This is a genomic window from Aeromonas sp. QDB17 (genome assembly GCF_027705305.1).
In the GTDB taxonomy this organism is placed as follows: Bacteria; Pseudomonadota; Gammaproteobacteria; order Enterobacterales; family Aeromonadaceae; genus Aeromonas; species Aeromonas caviae.
Genome location: NZ_JAPDBP010000006.1, coordinates 51,062 through 71,568, shown reverse-complemented (window position 1 = coordinate 71,568; position 20,507 = coordinate 51,062). Strand labels below are relative to the sequence as shown.

General features: G+C 62.6%; 17 protein-coding genes. 8 read left to right on the top strand and 9 right to left on the bottom strand.

The genetic code is table 11. The features are described 5' to 3' along the window. Positions 1–49: 49 nt before the first annotated feature. A complete protein-coding gene (locus tag OKC41_RS07150; RefSeq protein WP_010673435.1) occupies positions 50–694 on the bottom strand; it encodes a response regulator transcription factor in 645 nt (214 codons plus the stop codon). Positions 695–852: 158 nt separating this feature from the next. On the opposite strand from OKC41_RS07150, the gene OKC41_RS07145 reads away from it, so the two are divergent. After that, positions 853–1,479: a glutathione S-transferase gene (locus OKC41_RS07145; RefSeq protein WP_270671822.1), complete on the top strand. Its 627-nt coding sequence runs from the start codon at positions 853–855 to the stop codon at positions 1,477–1,479. 63 nt (positions 1,480–1,542) lie between these two features. On the opposite strand, the gene OKC41_RS07140 is transcribed toward OKC41_RS07145, so the two are convergent. The 5 genes from OKC41_RS07140 to OKC41_RS07120 form a co-directional block, all read right to left on the bottom strand. Then, entirely contained in the window at positions 1,543–3,666 is a 2,124-nt protein-coding gene (locus tag OKC41_RS07140) for an alpha-amylase (RefSeq protein ID WP_183149563.1), read from the bottom strand. A 207-nt stretch (positions 3,667–3,873) separates the two neighbouring features. Then, on the bottom strand, positions 3,874–5,040 hold the full coding sequence (locus OKC41_RS07135; RefSeq protein ID WP_029313951.1) for a membrane protein: 1,167 nt from the start codon (positions 5,038–5,040) through the stop codon (positions 3,874–3,876). Further along, a complete protein-coding gene (locus tag OKC41_RS07130; RefSeq protein ID WP_010673439.1) occupies positions 5,040–5,411 on the bottom strand; it encodes a GtrA family protein in 372 nt (123 codons plus the stop codon). The genes OKC41_RS07135 and OKC41_RS07130 overlap by 1 nt, the downstream gene beginning before the upstream one ends. After that, a complete protein-coding gene (locus OKC41_RS07125; protein WP_041213382.1) occupies positions 5,408–6,466 on the bottom strand; it encodes a glycosyltransferase family 2 protein in 1,059 nt (352 codons plus the stop codon). The genes OKC41_RS07130 and OKC41_RS07125 overlap by 4 nt, the downstream gene beginning before the upstream one ends. Before the next feature lie 57 nt (positions 6,467–6,523). Continuing rightward, positions 6,524–7,069, bottom strand: coding sequence for a hypothetical protein (locus OKC41_RS07120; protein ID WP_010673441.1), 546 nt, complete (start codon positions 7,067–7,069; stop codon positions 6,524–6,526). A gap of 309 nt (positions 7,070–7,378) precedes the next feature. Here OKC41_RS07120 and OKC41_RS07115 point away from each other — a divergent pair, with 309 nt between their 5' ends. From OKC41_RS07115 to OKC41_RS07100, 4 genes are all read left to right on the top strand, one after another. Further along, a complete protein-coding gene (locus tag OKC41_RS07115; protein ID WP_201894456.1) occupies positions 7,379–8,146 on the top strand; it encodes an ABC transporter substrate-binding protein in 768 nt (255 codons plus the stop codon). Between the two features lie 91 nt (positions 8,147–8,237). Then, the gene (locus OKC41_RS07110; protein ID WP_045523555.1) at positions 8,238–9,719 is read left to right on the top strand and encodes a murein L,D-transpeptidase; all 1,482 of its coding nucleotides are present in this window, start codon (positions 8,238–8,240) and stop codon (positions 9,717–9,719) included. Between the two features lie 148 nt (positions 9,720–9,867). Then, positions 9,868–10,413, top strand: a complete 546-nt coding sequence (locus OKC41_RS07105; RefSeq protein ID WP_039039271.1) for a DUF882 domain-containing protein — start codon at positions 9,868–9,870, stop codon at positions 10,411–10,413. A 103-nt stretch (positions 10,414–10,516) separates the two neighbouring features. Continuing rightward, positions 10,517–10,768: a hypothetical protein gene (locus OKC41_RS07100; protein ID WP_010673445.1), complete on the top strand. Its 252-nt coding sequence runs from the start codon at positions 10,517–10,519 to the stop codon at positions 10,766–10,768. 94 nt (positions 10,769–10,862) lie between these two features. On the opposite strand, the gene OKC41_RS07095 is transcribed toward OKC41_RS07100, so the two are convergent. Continuing rightward, a complete protein-coding gene (locus tag OKC41_RS07095; protein ID WP_010673446.1) occupies positions 10,863–11,477 on the bottom strand; it encodes a trimeric intracellular cation channel family protein in 615 nt (204 codons plus the stop codon). A 134-nt stretch (positions 11,478–11,611) separates the two neighbouring features. Continuing rightward, positions 11,612–12,376, bottom strand: a complete 765-nt coding sequence (gene cysZ, locus OKC41_RS07090) for a sulfate transporter CysZ (RefSeq protein ID WP_010673447.1) — start codon at positions 12,374–12,376, stop codon at positions 11,612–11,614. Between the two features lie 110 nt (positions 12,377–12,486). On the opposite strand from cysZ, the gene OKC41_RS07085 reads away from it, so the two are divergent. The 3 genes from OKC41_RS07085 (at position 12,487) to ligA (ending at position 19,113) form a co-directional block, all read left to right on the top strand. Next, positions 12,487–15,861, top strand: coding sequence for an AAA family ATPase (locus OKC41_RS07085; RefSeq protein WP_139700605.1), 3,375 nt, complete (start codon positions 12,487–12,489; stop codon positions 15,859–15,861). A 15-nt stretch (positions 15,862–15,876) separates the two neighbouring features. Further along, positions 15,877–17,007, top strand: coding sequence for a cell division protein ZipA (gene zipA, locus OKC41_RS07080; protein ID WP_039039273.1), 1,131 nt, complete (start codon positions 15,877–15,879; stop codon positions 17,005–17,007). Between the two features lie 99 nt (positions 17,008–17,106). Then, a complete protein-coding gene (gene ligA, locus OKC41_RS07075) occupies positions 17,107–19,113 on the top strand; it encodes an NAD-dependent DNA ligase LigA (protein WP_270671821.1) in 2,007 nt (668 codons plus the stop codon). A 57-nt stretch (positions 19,114–19,170) separates the two neighbouring features. Here the strand turns inward: ligA and OKC41_RS07070 are convergent, their stop codons facing one another. Continuing rightward, complete coding sequence (locus tag OKC41_RS07070; protein WP_201894454.1) at positions 19,171–20,139, bottom strand: ABC transporter substrate-binding protein; 969 nt, start codon at positions 20,137–20,139, stop codon at positions 19,171–19,173. Between the last annotated feature and the right edge of the window lie 368 nt (positions 20,140–20,507).

Here is a 20,507-nt window from a genome sequence, read left to right as displayed (position 1 = left end):
CAAGTTTGCGGAAGGCGGAGTGATATGGGCTCTGATGGTGGCAAGGGGCTCAACTGTCCTTGATATCCATCTGCTGGAGGGCGATGACCGCCTGGGTGCGGTTCTTGACCCCGAGTTTGCGGAAAATCGCGGTGATATGGGCCTTGATGGTCGCCTCGGAGACGTTGAGCTCCCAGGCGATCTGTTTGTTGAGGCTGCCATCCCGCAACATGATGAGCACCTTGTATTGCTGGGGGGTGAGGCTGGCCAGCTTGGTGGCGAAATCGGGCCCTTCGCTGGGCTCGGGATGGAGGGAGATGCCTTCCGGCACCCAGTTGTCCCCCCCGATCACCGTATTGAGGGCGCTGACCAGCTCTTTCATGGGAACGGATTTGGGAATGAAGCCGAGCGCGCCCAGGCGCAGCACCTGCTGGATGATGGCGGGATCCTCGGAGGCCGAGACCACGACGATGGGGAGATCCGGGTGATGTCCGCGCAGATAGGCCAGCCCCTCGAAGCCGTTGGCCCCCGGCATCTTGAGATCCAGCAGCAGCAGGTCGACGTCGGGATGTTCATCGAGCAGGTGGCTCAGGCTGTCGATGGAGTCAGCCTCCAGCAATCTGGCGTCGTCGATGGCCATGTGCACCGCTTGATAGAGGGCGCCCCGAAACAGGGGGTGGTCATCTGCGATGACGATGGTAAATTGGCTGTCCATAGCTCACATTGTTGCTAACTGATTGTTTTAAAAAATCAAACTAGCACTGCTACCCAAGTGGGTCAAACCCGCCAGTACGCAAATGTGAGGTGGTCATCGGATGTCGTGCCACGGGGCCGGCGGGATGGCCAGTAAACTACCCATGCAGGAGGCAATCGATGGGAACCCTGGTTTTGACGGTGGGCACGGGCTCCACCTGGGCAATGAGAGCGGTGCTGGTGCTGGCCATGAGCGGGCTCAAGTGGCAGGAGCAGGTCTTCGATCTGGAAGATGCCAAGGAGCTGCAACGGCTCAAGCGCACGGCCCCCGCCGGCCTGGTGCCCTGGCTCGACGACGGTGAGCTGCGTATTCACGACTCTCTGGCCATCGCCGAATATCTCCACGAGTGCTGCCCGGAGCGTCACCTTTATCCGGTGGACAAGGCCGAACGGGCCCTGGCCCGCAGCCTGTGCGCCGAGCTGCACGCCGGTTTTCGCCAGATCCGCACCCTGCTGCCCTTCTTCCTGGGGGCACCCACCCAGAGTGAACCGCCGGTGGAGGTCATCGACGAGCTGGCCCGGTTGCAGACCCTCTGGTCCCAGGCGCGGGTGCCCTTCTATTTCGACGAGGCGAGCATTCTGGATGCCTTCTATGCGGTGATGGCCTATCGACTGGCAAGCTATGGCATTTCGCTGCCCGGTCAGGCTGGCGCCTATCAGCAGGCCTTGCTGGCCTGGCCCCTGTGGCAGGAAACCCTGCTCAGGGCGAGGTTGCAGTGGCCAAAGGCGGCCCGCCAGTCTGATTGATGCGGGCGTCGGCAAGACAAAAAAGGGGAGCCATCGGCTCCCCTTTTTATTCAGGCCAGGTCGCTATTTCTGCCGACCTGCGAAGACCACGACCACTTTGTCTTCTCCTTTCTCCCGCACGAAGCCGTAGGGGGCATCGGAAATCTTCTTGTGGCTGCCCGCCGCGATGGCAGGGTGGGCGGCACGGAACTGGCCGAGCCGTTGCCAGTGCTTGACCAGTTCCGCCTTCTCGCCACTCGCCAGCTCCTGCCAGTTCATGTCCGAGCGCACGCTCTGATCGAACACGCCGCCATCCTTGGCCAGCCCCCGGCCGGACTCGTCGCCATAGTAGATCTGGATTCCCCCCGGCAGCAGCATGAAGCTGTTGGCCACCCGCCGTTGCAGCGCCACGTCCTGATAGTCGCCGAAGAAGAGCTTGGTGTCGTGGGAGCTGATGTAGCTCAGCACGTTGAACTCGGGATCCTGGTTGATGCGGCTGGCGTAGCTCGCATAGGTGGGCTCTGCCCCCGCCATGCACTGGGCCTGGGGCAGGGCGAATTCACGCTGGTAGTCGAAGTTGATCAGGGAATCGAAGCCGTGCTGGTACCAGAAGTCCTTGGCGACCCCGTGATCCCACACCTCGCCCACCATGTAGAAGGGAAGGTCATCGAGGGCCTTGCCCGGGTTGGCGGCCTTCCACTCCTTGAGTGCGTCGGTGCCCGCCTGCTTGAGCCTGGCCCAGACCGCGGGCTCCAGGTGTTTGACGGTGTCGGCACGGAAGCCGTCGATGCCGAAGCGGCGCACCCAGTCGGTGTGCCAGGCAATGAGGTAATCGCTCACGGTGGCGTTGGGCAGGGCCTTGGCCCTGGTGTCTTTTTTGGCAGCGAGCAGCGGTGGCAGCCCCACCGATCTGGTGGATTCGGTCAGGAAGTCCGGCAATCCCGCCACCGAGCCGGTGACGTCGTCGGTGCCGGGTTGTGGGTAGCCGGGCAGACCTGCGCGCACCCAGTCAGGGCCCCACCACTTGTCCCAGTGGGATGACTGGTAGTCGATGAACTGGTTGTAGCCATGCCAGTTGAGGCCGCCGCTCGGGCGCCATTCGTTCCAGCGACTCGGCAGCTTGCCGGTGTTCTGGGTGAGATCGGTGAGCCCCAGATCCTGCAAGTCGGCGAGGGTGGCGTAGCCTGCGTGGTTCATCACCACGTCGAGGATGATCCGCATGCCGCGCTTGTGGGCCTCGTCCACCAGAGTTTTCAGGCTCTCTTCGTCGCCGTAGTTGGGGTCGATTTTGGTGAAGTCGAGCGCCCAGTAGCCGTGGTAGGCGTAGAAGGGGAAGTTCCCCTGTTCGCCACCGCCGATGAAGCCGTGGACCTGTTCCACCATGGGGGTGATCCAGATGGCGTTGATGCCGAGTTGCTTGATGTAGTCGAGCTTCTCGGTCAGCCCCTTGAAGTCACCGCCATGCCAGGTGGCCACTTCGTCCTGACCATCCTTCTGACGACCGAAGCTGTGATCATTGGCGGGATCGCCGTTGTGGAAGCGGTCGGTCAGCAGAAAATAGACGCTCGCCTGATCCCAGCTGAAGGGAGCAGGCTTGGCGGCCTTGACCGGTTCGAGCAGCAGCAGGCCGCCGCTCTCCTTGCTCGGTGTCAGGGTGATTTTGCCGCCTTTGACCACGGCTTCCTGTCCCGAGTAGGCATCCCGCAACCGGGTGCCGTCGGGCCAGACTCCCTTGAGTGATGTCGTGACCGGGCCGCCATCCCAGCTGATGCAGGGCTCTTCCGGAGGCTGGCGTTTGAACTCGCTCTTTTTGGTTGCCCGCAACACCTTGAGGCTGGGGGTATCGGGGTTGAAGGTGAACTCGTAGTCCCCCGCCAGCATCACCCTCAGATTGAAGTCTGTCCCCTTGCTGCACTTGTCCATGGGCTGGGCGGTGCCGAAGGGAAGGGGCTTGGCCTCGGTTGGCCCGAAGCTGGTGCCGCAACTGTTGCCCGCATCGCTGATGCGGATCTGGTGGCTCCCCTTGTCCAGTCTGTGGGTCAGGGTGACGGTGCCCTTGTCCAACGTCAGCGCCTCGGCCACCGGTTTGCCATCCACATGGAGATAGACCTCGGGGGCGGCCATCGCCTGACCGATGAACAGCGGTGTGGCGAGCACGGCCAGCCACAGGGGTGATGGGCGAAGAGCGGGGCGCGAAGAGAGACGCATAAGCCATTCCTTGAGCAGAGTGTGAGGAGCAGGGTCCGTTGAGGCACTCATTCTAGGGGGCGCTGGGGCAGGCTTGGACCGGTAAAATACCGATTTGTGACGTCAGTTCAAATGGTTACGTTTTCAAGAATGGAAAAGTGTGAACCGGGTGTCGCGGCCATGAAAAAAGCCGGTCAGTTGACCGGCTTGTAGGCATTCGGGGTGGCGTCACACGGTGAAGAACTTGAAGTTGACGAAGGCCACCGCAATGAAGGAGGCAACCATGCCGCTGATGCAGAGCACCGCAGGGCGGATGGCAGGCCAGCGATGGGCCAGCAGCACGATGGCCAGCAGGGTCGGATAGAGGCCGAACATGTAGCGGGGCATGGCGTTGAGGCCGGTCATCAGGGGGATGGTGCAGCAGATGAACATCAGGGTCGCTTCGGCCCAGCGTTTCTGGCTGAACAGGTAGCCATTCAGGCACCAGCCGAAGATCACCATGATGGAGAGATAGGCCTTGCGTCCCCCCAGCTCGAAGCCGCTCAGCCACCAGTCCAGGGGGCTGTCCATATAGCGGCCCCAGGCCACCTGGATGTGCTTGAAGGCCAGGGCATCCCCGGTGAGGTGATAGAGATAGACCATGTAGGAGAAGAGGCCGAGGGGAATGAGCCAGAGGGTGAACACCACCTTGAAGGCCCGCTCGGTGAAGCGGAAGAACTCGCGCCAGCCGTAGGCTTGCAGGGCCAGGATCAGCACCGGGAACACCATCATCACCCCCAGGTTGCGGGTGGCGGAGATGAAGATGCCGAGGAAGGCGACCATGAGCCACTGTTCGCGGTAGGCGAACAGGAACATTCCCAGCATCAGCGCCATGAACATGGGCTCGGTATAGCCGGAGACGAAATAGGCGGAGAAGGGGGAGAAGGCCAGCAGCCAGACCCCGAAGCGGGCGGTGTCGTCCCCCAGCTTGAGCTGGCGCAGCACCAGCAGCATCAGGGGCAGGCTGATGAAGAAGGCGATGTTGGCCACCAGCATCAGGCCGATGAGGCTCTCCATGTCAAACAGGCTGGAGAGACCGCCGGCCAGCATGGGATAGAGGGGCATGAAGGCCCAGTTCGCCGCATTGCCCTTGCTCAACCAGCGCGGATAGAGGTCGTAACCATTCTCGATGATGCGCTGGAACCAGACGCAGTCGAACTGGCAGTAGGCTTGCAGGGGCCCGATGTCGGTGGCGCCATAGAGCTGGACGCCGAAATAGCCCATGCCATAGAGCGCCACCCGGCTCAGTACGAAGGCGGCGACGATCATCAGCCAGTCGCGGCCGCTGATGCGCAGTGACGGGCGATAGGGGAGTGCAGCCCCGGTTGACGGGGCGGTATTGGTCATATCATTCATCAGGCAAAAACCCAGATACGGGAGAGAACGTAGGTGAGCACGGTGACGGTCAGGGTGGCGATCACCACCGGCAACAGGCCGGAGAGACCGGCAAACAGCAAACCGCTCAGGATGAGATTACGCACCGCCAGAGAGAAGAGGGCAACCAGCAGGAACTTGCTGGCGGCACCTTGTTTCTGGAAGGTGATGTAGCGATGGCCGAAGAACGAGAACCAGAACGCCACGGCAAAGGCCAGGGTCGTGACCAGGTGCTCGGAGATGGCCGGCCAGGTATGAAACAGGGCGATGGAGGTGCCCAGATCGACGAGGGTGGCCCCCCCGCCGACAAAACCGAAGCGAACCAGCCGCCAGAATTCCTCGCGGGAGATCATTGAGACGCCTGCTCCTGCTGATCATCAGCGGCTTTCGCGGCGGCCTTCTTGCCAGCGCTCTTCTTGCTGGCGGTGGGCACTTCCTGCTTCTGCTCTTCATCCTGCTTGGCGTACTGGCCGTAGACCCCTTCGATGAGGTAGACGGGGCGCTGTTTCACCTCGACGAACATGCGGCCGATGTACTCGCCGATGATGCCCAGCGACAGCAGCTGGATGCCGCCGAGGAACAGCATGACCGACATCAGGGAGGCGTAACCGGGCACGTCGATGCCGAAGAAGAGCACCTGGGTGATGATCTTGAGGATATAGAGGAAGGCGATGAAGGAGACACCGACCCCGATGTAGCTCCACACCCGCAGCGGCCAGCTGGAGAAGCTCATCAGGCCGTCAAGGGCGAAGTTCCACAGCTTCCAGTAGTTGAACTTGGTTTCGCCGGCATGGCGGGCCGGGCGCTCGTAGGGAACGCCGACGGCGCGAAAACCGGCCCAGGCGAACAGCCCCTTCATGAAGCGGTTGCGCTCCGGCAACTGCTTGATGGCCTCGACCACCTTGCGATCGATGAGGCGGAAGTCACCGGCGTTCTCCGGCAGCTTGGTGCTGGTGGAGAGGGCGTTGAAGAAGCGGTAGAAGCCACCTGCGGTGAGGCGTTTCATCGGGGTATCGGCGCTGCGATCCACCCGGATGCCGTAGACGGTGTCATAGTCGCCGGTCTGCCACAGCTTGACGAACTCCAGAATGAGAGAGGGGGGATCCTGCAGGTCCACGTCCATGGGGACGATGGCGTCGCCCTTGGCCTGGTGCAGGCCTGCGGTCATGGCCGCTTCCTTGCCGAAGTTGCGGGCCAGGTTGACCAGGGTCACACGGGGATCCCGGGCGATGGCCTGCTCGACCACCTCACGGGTGCGGTCACGGCTGCCATCGTTGACGAACACGATTTCAAGCTGGTCTTTGAGCGGGGCCAGTTCGGTATCTATCGCGCTGATGAAGGCGTCTATGCTCTCTTCCTCGTTGTAAACGGGAACGACCAGAGAGAGTCGAAAATCGGCACGGGACATGGGAACTTCCTTATTGAAAGAATTATTTTACGGAACAGATACTTGGGGCATTCCGCTTCACTGAGCCACGGTCAGTCGCACGGACTGGACGTTGAGCGGTGTCGGGGCGGAGAGCGCCAGGAAGTTGGGACGCTTGGGATCGGCGGTCAGGGAGTCGCCCGGCAGGCTGAGGCGGATCTCGTTGATGCCCGCCTTGGCCAGCTTGACCGTGGTGGTGAAATCATGACCCAGCGCCACCTTGAGCAGTGCGCCAGCCTGAGGGCTGTTGATCCTGGCCTGGATGGTGAGCTGCTCCGGCTGGGCCTGCTGCTTGGGCAGCACGAAATAGAGACCGCCCTGACCGCTCAGCTCGGTGCCTTGCTCGCTGGGCTTCTTGGCCCAGCCTTCGCTTGAGAGGAAGCGGCTCGGCTTGGTCAGGTTGAGTTCGTTGCCGGGCTGGTAGGTCATGCTGGAGTTGTGCTCCCAGAAACGGGTCTTGCCTTCCAGGTAATAGAGCTTGTAAGCCAGGCTCACGTTGGGGTGAGCGGCCAGATAGAGGGTATAAAGGTAGAAACCACTCAGTGCCAGGATGGCAGCCAGAAAACCGAACTTTTTGTAGGTCATATTACTCACTCGACGCCCGACAGATTGATAGGCAGATTTCGCGCATATGCTAATCCAATTGCAAAAAAAGCATAGTGGATCACAAAAATATATTTGCTCACATATTAACCCTCAATCACCCTGCTTACCAAGGGGCTTTGGGGTCGTTTGCTTCCTCTTCTTGATTGTGGCTTTTTCGGCGCCAACCTGTCTGCCGCCACCTGGGGCGCATCAGGCAAACGGCTGATATTGTGCTTTGTTGTGGCAGGATCTGTCGCCATTTCACCCAGGCAGAATTAAGATGGCCTGTCCCGTCGTCAAGGATGACCCATGAGACTCTTCTCTCTCTGTGTGCTCTGCTGTCTGCCCCTCCAACCGTTGTGGGCGCAATTGTTCTGCTCCTCCCCCCTTCGCGTCGGTTTCGATGACTGGCCCCCATACCACTATTACCAGCAAGAGGGAGCACGTCGGGAACTGCGTGGATTTGCGGTCGACTACCTCAATGCCGTGTCGAATCGGCTGGGGTGTCGTCTGGTCTATGTGGAGCGCCCCTGGAAGCGGGGGTTGCACGATCTTGAGCGGGGTCGGCTGGACATCGTGATGGAGGCGTATTTTGCTGATGAGAGGGCGCGTTATGCCTGGTTCTCCATCCCCTACAACCCGGGCCGGACATCGCTCTGGGTACGCAAATCCGGTACCGGTGAGGAGTCGGATCTGGCGAGTTGGCTGGCCCACGGGCATCGCCTCGGTGTGACCAGGGACTACTATTACGGCCCGGAAATCACCAAGGTTCTGCAGCGATACCGCAACCAGGTGAGCGAGGTCAACGATGTGCAAAACTATCGCAAGCTGCTGCTTGGGCGGATAGACGGTTTTCTCGGGGATAGTCTGGCCACGCCCTGGGGTCTGAAGAGAGAGGGGCTGTCGGATGCGGTCGTCCCCCACACCATGGCGATCCATGAGACGCCCACCTTTTTCATGTTGAGCAAGAAGACCCTGTCCGGGGAATTCGTAGCGCGGTTCAACGAGGCGATAGTGGCCGTCGGCGACAGCGGGGAGCAGGAACTCATCTGGCGTCGTTACACCTCCGTCCGCTAGCAAAGTCGCCAGCATTCACGCATCATGGGGGCCTGACCGTCGCGCCTGACAGGCCGAAATGAACCGATTTGAGGCAAGCGTGGTAAGAAGCATGGGTAAGAAGTATTGGTTGGCATTGGCGAATCTCATCTGGCTGGGCTGCTGGCCGGCCAGCATGGTTCATGCCAGCACGGAACAGGCGGTAGTGGCCAGTCCCAGCATCCAGCATGACTGGTATCAGAACGAGGTGGCCGAGCAGGCTCGTCATGAGCTTGAACAGCAGTTGCAGGAAGCGGTGCTGGCCCAGCTGCATCCGGATTTCTACCGCCTCTGGCAGCAGTTGCAAAAGACCCCGGCGGATCGGCGCGGTGCCCTCTACGATGAGGCCTTTGGCAAGCTGGCCCGGTTCCAGCAGGCCTGGCGAGGGATGGATCTGGTCGCGCGCGAACAGATGCAGACCCTCAAGCTGGATCTAAACCGCCCCCTGGCCCATGCCCCCCAGGGAGACAATCTGCTGGAGCAGGTCAGGCAACTCAGGCCACAGGTGGCGGAATACGACGCCGTGCGCGAAGAAGTGCGCAAGCTGCTGGCCATGCCCATGGCCAAGCACTGGCCCACCCTCTCCATGCCGACCCTGCGGGCCGGGGAGAGCTCGACCGAGCTCGGCCAGATCCGCTCCATCCTGAACGAACTGGGGGACAGTGCCCCGACTCATCAGGACAGCCTCTACGATCCCGAGACCGAACAGGCCATCAAGCAGTTCCAGCGCCGCCACGGCCTGACGGCCGACGGCATCATCGGCCGTCAGACCCGCAGCTGGCTCAATACCGGCCCCGAGGTGCGCGCCAGCCTGCTGGTACGCAACCTGTGGCGCCGTGATCTGGTGGATCACCTTGCCGGTCGCTATGTGCTGGTCAACATTCCGGACTACCGCCTGAGCGTGGTAGAGTCTGGCAGCGAGGTCTTCACCAGTCGGGTCATCGTCGGCAAGGAGCAGCGGGCCACCCCCATCCTCGCCAGCGAGATCCGCTCCATCGTGCTGAACCCGGCCTGGCACGTGCCGCGCTCCATCCTGAGCAAGGACATTCTACCCAAGCTCGGGCGCGATCCTGCCTACCTGGATCGCGAACAGTTCGAGGTGATCGACGGCGAGGGCAATCCGGTGCAGTTCAGCGAAGATGGCTGGCACCATGCGCTGGCCTCCGGTTTCCCTTACCGGTTGCGGCAAAAGCCGGGGGATCACAATGCCCTGGGTCGCTACAAGTTCTATCTGCCCAACAACGATGCCATCTATCTCCATTCCACCCCGCGCAAGGCGCTGTTCGAGCAGGGGGCCCGTGCCTTCAGCTCGGGTTGCATCCGGGTGGAACATGCCGACGATCTGGCAGAGCTGCTGCTGGCGGACTCCCGCTATCAGCCGGACAAGGTGGCCAGCATCCTGAAAGAGACCCAGACCAAGTGGCTGCCCCTGAGCAACCCTATCCCGGTGTTTACCGTCTACTGGAGCAGCTGGATTGATGAAGAGGGACGTCAGCAACTGCGCAACGATATCTACGGATTCGACAGAGTCAGCTATCAAAGCCGCTTGCTGTGATCCTCGCCACAGAGTGAAAAGCCCGGCCCGTGCCGGGCTTTTTCATGGGGGAATGGGGTTTGACAGCGCTTTTTCTGGCAGGTAGTTTCGGCCCTTGTATCAAATTCATTCACCTGTGTGACTTCACCATGAGATGGACGGACAACGGATGCTGGGACAAGAGATAAGCCGACGCCGTCTGCTGCTGGGGGCGGGTTGCCTGATGGGGACCAGCTTGCTGTCGTTCCCTGCGCTGGCGAGCCGCAGCACTTCGGGACGGGAACTGAGTTTCTTCAACCTCAATACCGGCGAGCGGGTACGCGCCAGTTATTGGGAAGATGGCCACTATTTGAGCGACGGGCTGGCGGAGCTCAACCATATTTTCCGTGACTACCGTCGCAACGAAGTGTTCAACATCGACAGAAAGCTGTTCGATCAGCTCTTTCTGCTGCAACACAAGTTGGGACGCCACGGCGAAATCCAGCTCATCTCGGGTTATCGCTCCCCGGCCACCAATCAGCAGAAGCGGCGCAAGAGTCGCGGCGTCGCCAAGCACAGCTACCACACCCTGGGGCAGGCGGTTGACGTGCGCATCCCCGGCGTGCAGCTGGCGCACCTGCGCAAGGCCGCCCTGAACCTCAAGGTGGGCGGTGTGGGTTATTACCCTTCCGACAACTTCGTGCACCTGGACACAGGCCCCGTTCGCAGCTGGTGAGTCGGGATTTCCTCAAGGGTTGAGTGCCGATTGTGTCTTTTTGCCGCTGGCATTGAGGGGAACCAAGCTGCTAGGCTCTGGACTCCAGCCAGAGGAGAGAAAGATGAAGCAGATTGTGATCGGGGGGCTCATCGCCCTGTTGTTGACTGGTTGCGGCAAGCTCAACCGCGAGAGCTACGACAAGCTGAAAGTCGGGATGAGCTATGCCGAAGCGAGTGCCATCCTCGGCAAGGCCGAGCGTTGCGACGATGCTCTCGGCACCACGAGCTGTGTCTGGGGAGGGGAAGGCAAGAATATCAAGGTGCGTTTCATCGCCGACAAGGCGACCTTCTTCAGCTCGGAAGGGATCAACTGACCCTTTCCTCTCTTGCCGATGCCCAACAAAAAAGCGCCGTATGGCGCTTTTTTGTTGCTCATTATCCGTGCAATATGGCCAGGAACTGGCGCGATCAATGGGTGGCGTACTGATAGTTGAAGGTGGGCAGTCCCCACTTGAAGCGTACCGCCAGGAGCCGCAGCACGAAGCCGATGCCGATGGCACCGAAAGCGGCCCAGTCGTTGGGCAGCCCATGGTGCAGCGCAAAGCAGTAGAGCGCTGCGGTGATGAGCGAGACGGCAGCATAGAGCTCGCGCTTGAACACCAGCGGGATACGCTGGCACAGCAAGTCCCGCAGCACCCCCCCGAACACGCCGGTCACCACGGCCATGATGCAGGCGATGCCGGCCCCGTGGCCCATCTCGAGCGCCCGGGCAGCCCCGAAGATGGAGAAGACCACGAGCCCCAGGGCATCGAGCGCCAGGAACAGCTTGCCAAGGTAGCGCATCAGCGGGGCCGAGATGACCCCGGCCATGGCGGCGCCCGCCACCAGCAGCACGTATTCGGGGTGCTCGACCCAGAGCAGGGGATAGTGGCCCAGCAGCACATCCCGAATGGTACCGCCACCGATGGCCGTCGCCGAGGCGATGATCACGACGCCAAACAGATCCATCCGTCGCCGACCCGCTGCCAGCGCGCCAGTCATCCCTTCGGCCACCAGGCCGAGCAAGAAGAGTGCATGTAACATGAGATATCCCAGGGTGCGAGAAAGCCCCGCATCCTAACAATCCTGCGCTGGGGCGACAAGCTATCTTGGTTATGCATTAGATTAAGTAATGAAAAGGGGGCTTTCGCCCCCTCTTTTGATCATGATGACGCGGTTCAGCGTCCAAGTTGCTCGCTGCGGTATTGGTCCACCCACATGGCGGTGGCGCCACAGATGGCCACCGGCATCACGAAGAGATTCACCACCGGGATGGCGGAGAAGAGGGTCACCAAGGCGCCGAAGCTCAGGCACTTTCCACGACGCTGCTTGAGGGCGTCGCGCATGGTGATGAAGCCGATCTTGTGGTTGTCGAACGGATAATCGACATACTGGATCGCCATCATCCAGGCGCTGAGCAGGAACCAGAGCACGGGTGCCAGGGTCTGGCCCACTACCGGGATCAGGAAGAGGATCAGGCAGCCGATGGCCTTGGGCAGATAGTATTTCAGCTTGGTCCATTCGCGGCCGAAGGTACGGGGCACATCTTTCACCACATCCAGCATGCCGGTGTCATTCATGGCTTCACCGGTGAGGATCTGTTCCACCTTCTCTGCCAGCAGGCCGTTGAAAGGGGCTGCTATCCAGTTGGCCACCGAACTGAAGATGAAGGAGAAGACCACCAGTATGGTGATGAGGGCGATGGGCCAGAGCAGGTAATCAAGCCAGGAGAGCCAGCTCGGGATCTGCTGGTGCAGCCAGGCGAACAGGCCGTCCAGTTGTAGCAACAGGGCGTAGAAGGCACCGGCAAAGAGCACGAAGTTGACCAGCAGGGGGATCAGCACGAAGGTGCGGATGCCGGGCTGGCGGATGAGTGAGAAGCCGCGCAGGAAGTAGTCTGCACCGCTGACCGAATCTTTGACCATGTGGGGTGATTGGCTCATGTGAGCTCCATCAGTGAATGGGGAAAGTGCCAGCATATTACAAACAAGCCTTTGATTTGGTAAAGTCGCCTGCCCGCCTCCTCTTTATTTCGTTACCCACATAGGCCGCCATGCGTCTGAAATTGATCAAACTCGCCGGTTTCAAGTCGTTTGTCGAGCCGACCCGCATCGAACTCAACGCCGACATGACCGCCGTGGTGGGCCCCAACGGCTGCGGCAAATCCAACGTCATCGACGCCGTGCGCTGGGTGCTGGGGGAGAGCTCCGCCCGCCATCTGCGCGGCGAGAACATGACCGACGTCATCTTCAACGGCTCCATCAACCGCAGCGCCCATGGCCGCGCCTCGGTGGAGCTGGTGTTCGACAATCCCCACAACCGGGTACCCGGCGAGTTCGGCCGCTTTACCGAGATCTCGGTGCGCCGCGAAGTGCTGCGCGACGGCTCCAACCACTACCAGATCAACGGCCAGAAGTGCCGCCGCAAGGACGTGACCGACCTCTTCCTCGGCACCGGCCTTGGGCCCCGCAGTTACGCCATCATCGAACAGGGCACCGTCAGCCGGCTGGTGGAGTCCCGCCCCGCCGATCTCAAGCTGTTCATGGAAGAGGCCGCCGGGGTCTCCCGCTACAAGGAGCGGCGCCGGGAGACCGAGCAGCGTATCCGCCATACCCAGGAGAACCTGGAGCGCCTTGGCGATATCCGCGGCGAACTGGGCTCACGCCTCGAGCATCTCAAGGCCCAGGCCGAGACCGCGGAGCGCTACAAGCAGCTCAAGAGTCGATCACGTGCCGCTCGTGCGGAGCTGATCGGCTCGGAACTGTGGGCGCTGGAGACACGTCTTGGCGAAGCCAAGACCGAACTGGCCCAGACCGAGCAGGCGCTGGCGGCACTCGATGCCAAGCGCACCGCCGACGAGGGGCGCCACGTCACCCTGTCGGTGGCCCGCCAGGAGGCGCAGGCCGAGCAGGCGAGCCGCCAGCAACAGATTTTTCTCGGCGGGCAGGCCATCGCTCGCCTCGAGCAGCAGCAACTGCACCAGAGCGAGCTGGGCCGCGACTGGCAGGCGAGGCGACAGGCCCTCGGCGAGCGTATCGAGGGGCTCAAGGCCCAGCTGGCCGGCCAGCTAGAGCAACTGGGCGAGAGCACGTTGCAGGGGGAGGTGGCGTCGGCGCGCCTCGAGCAGTGTGAGCAGTTGCTTACCGACCAGCAGAGCGTGCGGGCGGCGGCGGGCGATCGGCTCGAGCAGGCGCGCCAGCGTCAGCAGCAGTGGCAGCAGCAGCTGGGCCAGTTGCAGGGGCGGCTCAACCAGACCCGCGCCGAGGTGAATGGCCTGCAGGAGCTGCAGGCCAAGACCCGGCTTGCCCGCCTCAAGCTGGAAGACGAACAGGCCGGGCCCCTTGGCGGGGAGGGGGAGAACCTGCAACCGGCGCTCGATGCCCTGGCGGCGGAACTCTCGCTCTCCCGCGCCCGCCATGAGGAAGCCGATGTGGCGTGGCAGGCCGGCGTGTCGTGCCATGAAGCACTCAAGGCAGAGCAGGGTCGCCAGCAGGGCCTGCTGCGCGAGCTGGAGGCGCGCCTCGCCACCCTGGATCAGATCCTGGGGGAGCAGATGGCGGGTGCGACCCTGGCGGATCGGTTGCAGGTTCCCCCCGAGTGGGCCCGGGGGCTGGACAAGGTGCTCGGCCGCTGGCTCACCGCAATCCCGGCGGACGAGTGCAACCTGGCGCAACCTGGACTCTGGATTGGCCCGGCCCAGCCAGCCAGGGCCGGTACCCTGGCGGCGCAACTGGGGGGCGAGCACATTCCGGCTTTCCTCAATGCCATCTGGCTGGCAGAGAGCAGGGAGGAGGCGCTGTCCCGCCTGCACAGCCTCTCTGCCGGTGAGTCGCTGCTCACTCCCGCTGGCGACTGGTTCGGCCCCAACTGGGCGGATCTGGGGGAGGGCATGGCCCTCGGTACCCTGGCGCTGCTCGGTGAGCGTGAGCGGCTGCACACCGAGCTGGCCGCGGGTCGGGAGGCGCTGCACAGACTCGACGAGCAGCTTGTCGCCGCCGATGCAGCGCGGGCCCAGCTGCACAGCGCCCATGAGCTGGCTCAGCGCACCCTGCGCGAGCAGGAGCTGCGGTGGCAACAACTGCGCGAAGCCTGGAGTCTGCGCGAGGGGCAGCGCCAGGAGCGCTTGCAGCGCCTGGGCCAGCTTGGGGAAGAGCTGGCCCGGCTCGATAAGGAGCAGGCTGAGGAGGCGCAGCGGCTGGCGTCGGCCGGGGAGAGGCTTGAGCAGGATGAAGCGGCCCTTGGCGAGCAGCAGGAGCAGGGGGAGGTACTCGCCGAGGCGCTGCTGCTCGCCCAGGAGCAGGTGAGCGGGGCGGAGCGGGCGCTGGAAGAGGTGCGCCTTCGCCGGGAGCAGCAGCAGGCGGCCTGCCAGCGGTTGCAACTGGAGCAGCAGAACCAGCGCCAGCTCATCACGCTGCGCGAGCAGGAGCTGGCCCGTCTCGGCCTGGAGCTGGCGGAACTCAAGGAGCCAGGGGCCGCTCCGAGTCAGGATCTGTCGCCCCTGCTGGTCGAACAGCGCAATCTTGAGGCGCAGCAACTGACCTGTCACCAGCGGCTCGCAGAGCTGGATCGTCAGCTGACCGAGCTGGAGCAGGCCAGAAGCGCAGATCACAAGCAGCTGGTGAAAATTCAGGAGAAGCTGGCGACTTTGCGGCTCGAGCGCGAGCGCAACCTGACGCGCAGGCAGGGATTGCACGAGCAGTTCGAAGAGCTGGGCGTTCGCTTGGTGGACCTCGATCAGGCTGTGCTGATTGCCGCTGATCGCGGCAAGCTGCGCCAGGAGATCCAGACGCTGGAGGCGCAGGTGGAGGCGCTTGGCGCCATCAACCTGGCGGCACTGGAGGAGTATGAGGAGGCGAAAACCCGTTCAAGCTACCTGGAAAATCAGTGCCAGGATCTGGAGCAGGCCCTCGACACCTTGAGCCAAGCCATTAAAAGAATTGATAAAGAAACACAAATACGCTTCCGCGACACTTTCGATAAGGTCAATGAAGATTTAAAATCCCTGTTCCCAAAAGTGTTCGGGGGGGGCAGTGCCTGGCTTGAGCTGACCTCGGATGATCTTTTGGAGGCCGGAGTGAGCATCATGGCAAGACCTCCGGGCAAGAAGAATGCTACCATTGCCCTGCTTTCCGGGGGGGAGAAGGCGCTAACCGCCCTTGCGCTGGTTTTTGCCATCTTCAGACTCAATCCAGCACCATTTTGTCTGCTGGATGAGGTGGATGCACCGCTCGATGAAGTGAACGTCGGTCGCTTCTGTTCTCTTGTCAAAGAGATGTCGAGCACAGTACAGTTCGTTTACATCAGTCATAATAAGGTCTCCATGGAGATGGCCGAGCAGCTGGTTGGCGTCACGATGCAAGAGCCCGGGGTTTCGCGCATAGTGTCGGTCGATATCGGTGAAGCCGTCGCTTTGGCTGAGCAAAACTAGAAAGAGAAGCAGCTAATGCAGGAATTGCGTTACATCTTGGTTGCCCTGGGCGGTATTGCCATCGCGGCATTGCTCATTCACGGGTTGTGGAGCAACAGAAAGAATCGTCAGGCACCGATCAAGGAGAAACCCCTGGGTCGGATGGAGTCCAAGTCCCGTGAGCGTGACAACGACGCCTTCGACAGCGATGGCATCGGTCAGGTGCGTGTGGTGAGCGGTGGCCGTCGTGCCGAGCCCAAACTGCGCAGCGACGAGGCCCGTCAGCCCGAACCCCGCCGTGTCGCCCCCGTTCCCGCCTTCGATGATGAAGATGACGACGCCGATCTGCCGCCTCCCGTGGTGCGCAAGCCTGCCGCTCGCCCTGTCCCCCCTCAGCCTGTGTATGAGGAAGAAGAGGACTATGACGAGCCGGTTGCCGCCCCTGTTGAAGAGGCCCCTGCCGCGCCGGTGCGCAAACCTGCACAGGTGATCCGCCGTACGCCGGTACACCGTTCCCGTCCGCAGCGCGAGCCCATGATGCAGCCGCTGGACGAAGAGCCGCTGGTGGAGCCGGCCTATGCCCAGGCGCCGACCTTCGGTGCACGCGAGCCGGCACCGGTTGCCCAGCAGGCTCCCCGCTACGCCCAGCCGGCTTATGAAGAGCCCGCTTACGATGACGAGCCAGCCTATGAAGAGCCGGTTCACGCAGCCGAGCCAGAACCCGCCCCGGCCCCGGTTGAGAAGATCTGGCAGGATGTCTATGTCATCAACCTGATGGCCCGTCCCGGCCACGATCTGCAAGGTGCGACCCTGCTCTCTTCCCTGCTGGCGTTGGGCTTCAAGTTTGGCGAGATGGACATCTTCCACCGTCACGAAGATCTGGGCGGCAAGGGTGAAGTGCTCTTCTCCATGATCAACATGGTCAAGCCGGGTACCTTCAACCCCTATCGCATGGAGCAGTTCAGCACCCCGGGTGTGTCCCTCTTCATGCAACTGCCCCTTCGCAGCAATGCCGCCTTCGCCTTCGAGCACATGTTGCAGGCCGCGGATCAGCTGGCGAGCGATCTCGATGCCATGCTGACCGACGCCTCGCGCAGTCCCCTCAGCGACGACGACATCGCCCGCTACCGTCACGAGCTGGCGGCCTACGAGGCCAGCCGCGACTGATGCGCCATGGGGCTTGAACAATGAAAAGTGCGGTACCCCGGTGCCGCATTTTTGTTTCTGCCCCAGACTGAATGTTCCATCACACTTCGAGACTTTTTCATGAGCGATATCCTCTCCCGCCACCGTCAACTGTGTGAGCTGCTGACCGAGTACGGCCATCAGTACTATGTGCTGGACAACCCCACGGTGCCGGACGCCGAATACGATCGCCTGATGCGCGAGCTCATCGCGCTGGAGGCCGAGCATCCCGAGCTGAAAACCCCGGCCTCGCCGAGCGTGCGGGTGGGGGGCCAGCCGCTGACCGCCTTCAAGCAGGTACGCCACGAGATCCCCATGCTGAGTCTGGACAACGTCTTCAGCAGCGAGGAGTTGCAGGCGTTCGAGCAACGCATGAGTGATCGCCTCAAGCGGGAGGTGACTTTCACCTTCTGTTGCGAACCCAAGCTCGACGGTCTGGCGGTGAGCCTGCTCTACGTGGATGGCCAGCTGGTACAGGCCGCCACTCGCGGGGACGGTACCACGGGGGAGGAGATCACCGAGAACGTGCGCACCATCAAGGCCATTCCCCTGACTCTGCGCGGCCAGGGGTGGCCTGCGCGGCTGGAGGTGCGTGGGGAGGTCTTCATGCCCAAGGCGGGGTTCGAGGCGATGAACCGCGATGCGCTGGCGGCGGGGGAGAAGGTGTTCGTCAACCCGCGCAACGCCGCTGCCGGCAGCCTGCGCCAGCTCGATTCACGCATCACCGCCAGCCGCCCCCTCAGCTTCTATGCCTACGGCGTGGGAGTCGGTGGCGACGAGCTGGGGGATTCCCACTTCGGTCGCCTCAATCAGCTCAAGGCCTGGGGTCTGCCGCTCAGCCCCGAGGTGAAGCTCAAAGAGGGGGCCGCCGGCTGCCAGGCGTTTCACGATGATATCCTGGCGCGTCGCGGGGATCTCCCCTACGAGATCGACGGCGTGGTCTACAAAGTGGATGACATCGCCCTGCAAGGGGAGCTCGGTTTCGTGGCCCGCGCGCCGCGCTGGGCCACCGCCCACAAGTTCCCGGCAGAAGAGGAGATGACGGCGCTTGAGAACGTCGAGTTCCAGGTGGGCCGCACCGGTGCCATCACCCCGGTGGCCAAGCTCAAGCCGGTGTTTGTCGGCGGCGTCACCGTTTCCAACGCTACCCTGCACAATGCGGACGAGATCGCGCGCCTTGGCGTGATGATCGGCGACACCGTGATCGTGCGCCGTGCCGGGGATGTGATCCCCCAGGTCGTGGCTGTGGTGGAGGCGCAGCGCCCGGCCGATGCCCGCGAAATCCTCTTCCCCACCCAGTGCCCGGTGTGCGGCTCGGCGGTGGAGCGGCTGGAAGGGGAGGCCGTGGCCCGCTGTTCCGGCGGTCTCTTCTGCGAGGCCCAGCGGGCGGCCGCCATCAAGCACTTCGCGGCGCGTCGCGCCATGGATGTGGATGGCCTTGGCGACAAGATAGTGGAGCAGCTGGTGGACAAGGGGCTGGTGAAGACCCCGGCAGACCTGTTCAGCCTCAACGCCATCCAGCTGGCCGGGCTTGAGCGGATGGGGCAAAAATCGGCCCTCAACCTGGTGGCGGCCATCGATGCCGCCCGCAGCACCACCCTGCCCCGCTTCCTGTTTGCCCTGGGGATCCGCGAAGTAGGGGAGGCGACCGCCTTGAACCTCGCCAACCACTTCCTCACCCTGGATGCCCTGCGCGCCGCCTCGGTGGAGCAGTTGCTGGAAGTGGCCGACGTGGGAGACATAGTGGCCAAGCACGTCTACTACTTCCTGCGCCAGACCCACAACATCGAAGTGCTCGACGCCCTGCTGGCCGCCGGTATCCACTGGCCGGCCATCGAGAAGAAAGAGGCAAGCGATCAGCCCTTTGCCGGCAAGACCTTCGTGCTGACCGGCACCCTCACCGCCTTGTCCCGCAACGACGCCAAGGCGGCGCTGCAGGCCCTGGGGGCCAAGGTGGCGGGCTCGGTGTCGGCCAAGACCGACGTGCTGGTGGCGGGGGAGGCGGCAGGCTCCAAGCTCGCCAAGGCCCAGGAGCTGGGGATCACCATCTGGACCGAAGCCGAGTTGCAGGCGGCCATTCAGCCCTGAGGATGCACGTTTGAGCAGACAAACCCGGCCCATTGGCCGGGTTTGTCGTTGGTGGGCTCACTCGACGTAACTCACCTTGTCCTGCCAGGCATCGGGAGCCGTCAGGTGCCAGCGTGCCAGTTCGCTCTTGCTGAACAGGTATTCCCCGCGGGATGCTGCGCGGGGGGAGAGGGCGCCGGGCGCCGTGCCCGAGAGGATGGCATTGGCCAGTTCGGCGGCTCTCTCTCCCTGACTGTGGCCGTCGAGCACCAGGCCGCCGATGGTGGCTCCCCTGCCCACCGCAAAGGCCCAGAAGCAGAACAGTGGCACCGGGCTGTTGGCGCTGGTCCATGCCAGCACTTGCTGCTCGCTCACATGCTGGCCCTGCGCGTCGGTGAGAGTGTGGTAGAGGCCGAGGAAGAGCGCCTGATAGCCATTTTCCCGGCTGGCGAGCACTGCCTCCTGCCAGCGTCCGTAGTCGGTGAACTGGCGGCTGCTGACCCGGGTTTGGCCGATCGTCAGCTCGCCTCGCCCCTTGAACTCGTGGGCGACGGCGGTGCGGGACACCTCGCTTTCGTCAAACAGCACCAGGGCACGCTCCAGCCCTCCCATCAACTGACTCATCTCGCTGATGCTGCGCTTGAGCAGGGGGCGTTCCAGGACGCCGGTGATCAGGGGGTGGCCGACCAGCCCCTTGGGGCGCGGATTCTCGTTCATCCCGAGAAACACCACGGGTGTTCCCCGGGCGGCGATGGGTCGGGCGAGGGCGTTGATGGCGTTGTCATCCCCCAGGATCACCAGCGCCGGCTGGTGGGTCCGGTAGGCGGCCATTCCCTTGGCGAGCAGTTCGTCACGGGTCTGGCCGGGCTGGCGCTTGGTGTCCAGATAGAGATAGCCGAGGTGATGCGCCTGCTTGAGGTGTTTCTCGAGGCCGGCACTGTAGCTCTGATCCCACTGGTTGCTCTGGTGATAGCTGCTGATCACCAGGATCTCGGCGGCCAGCAGCGGGAGGGAGAGGAGGGAGAGCAGGAGCAAGACCTTGGTCACGTGTGTTTTCCGCAAGGGAGAGACTGTTCCCCAGTATGTGCTCTCCCGCTCTCTGGCGCCTCGGTCAATTGTTGTCGGAAGGCGTGCCCCTCTCTTTTTATCCCTTGCCGGGCGGGAGCCCGCATCCCGTCTGGGGTGAGCAAAAAGAGCGCCTTTTGGCGCTGGTCGTGAACTGCCCCACTCCTTCCAAAACCTGTTCTGGATCAAGAAACAGGGTACCGCTTTGGTGCCTAATAGACCCCACATATAGGGGTAAGCATAAAAAAAAACACCCATATATAGTGTCATAAAGCTGTGCATAAGTGGTCGCCCTCTCAGTGTCAGCCCAGGTGTTTCAAGCCTTGGCTGACCTTGTTTGCGCCGGGGAC

Excerpts from the sequence above, each read along its gene's own strand:
- OKC41_RS07100 (WP_010673445.1), top strand. The coding sequence starts at position 10,517 with ATGAAGCAGATTGTGATCGGGGGGCTCATCGCCCTGTTGTTGACTGGT.
- OKC41_RS07095 (WP_010673446.1), bottom strand. The coding sequence starts at position 11,477 with ATGTTACATGCACTCTTCTTGCTCGGCCTGGTGGCCGAAGGGATGACT.
- OKC41_RS07105 (WP_039039271.1), top strand. The coding sequence starts at position 9,868 with ATGCTGGGACAAGAGATAAGCCGACGCCGTCTGCTGCTGGGGGCGGGT.
- cysZ (WP_010673447.1), bottom strand. The coding sequence starts at position 12,376 with ATGAGCCAATCACCCCACATGGTCAAAGATTCGGTCAGCGGTGCAGAC.
- OKC41_RS07110 (WP_045523555.1), top strand. The coding sequence starts at position 8,238 with ATGGGTAAGAAGTATTGGTTGGCATTGGCGAATCTCATCTGGCTGGGC.
- OKC41_RS07130 (WP_010673439.1), bottom strand. The coding sequence starts at position 5,411 with ATGATCTCCCGCGAGGAATTCTGGCGGCTGGTTCGCTTCGGTTTTGTC.
- OKC41_RS07140 (WP_183149563.1), bottom strand. The coding sequence starts at position 3,666 with ATGCGTCTCTCTTCGCGCCCCGCTCTTCGCCCATCACCCCTGTGGCTG.
- OKC41_RS07115 (WP_201894456.1), top strand. The coding sequence starts at position 7,379 with ATGAGACTCTTCTCTCTCTGTGTGCTCTGCTGTCTGCCCCTCCAACCG.
- OKC41_RS07145 (WP_270671822.1), top strand. The coding sequence starts at position 853 with ATGGGAACCCTGGTTTTGACGGTGGGCACGGGCTCCACCTGGGCAATG.
- zipA (WP_039039273.1), top strand. The coding sequence starts at position 15,877 with ATGCAGGAATTGCGTTACATCTTGGTTGCCCTGGGCGGTATTGCCATC.
- OKC41_RS07085 (WP_139700605.1), top strand. The coding sequence starts at position 12,487 with ATGCGTCTGAAATTGATCAAACTCGCCGGTTTCAAGTCGTTTGTCGAG.
- OKC41_RS07150 (WP_010673435.1), bottom strand. The coding sequence starts at position 694 with ATGGACAGCCAATTTACCATCGTCATCGCAGATGACCACCCCCTGTTT.
- OKC41_RS07135 (WP_029313951.1), bottom strand. The coding sequence starts at position 5,040 with ATGAATGATATGACCAATACCGCCCCGTCAACCGGGGCTGCACTCCCC.
- ligA (WP_270671821.1), top strand. The coding sequence starts at position 17,107 with ATGAGCGATATCCTCTCCCGCCACCGTCAACTGTGTGAGCTGCTGACC.
- OKC41_RS07120 (WP_010673441.1), bottom strand. The coding sequence starts at position 7,069 with ATGACCTACAAAAAGTTCGGTTTTCTGGCTGCCATCCTGGCACTGAGT.
- OKC41_RS07125 (WP_041213382.1), bottom strand. The coding sequence starts at position 6,466 with ATGTCCCGTGCCGATTTTCGACTCTCTCTGGTCGTTCCCGTTTACAAC.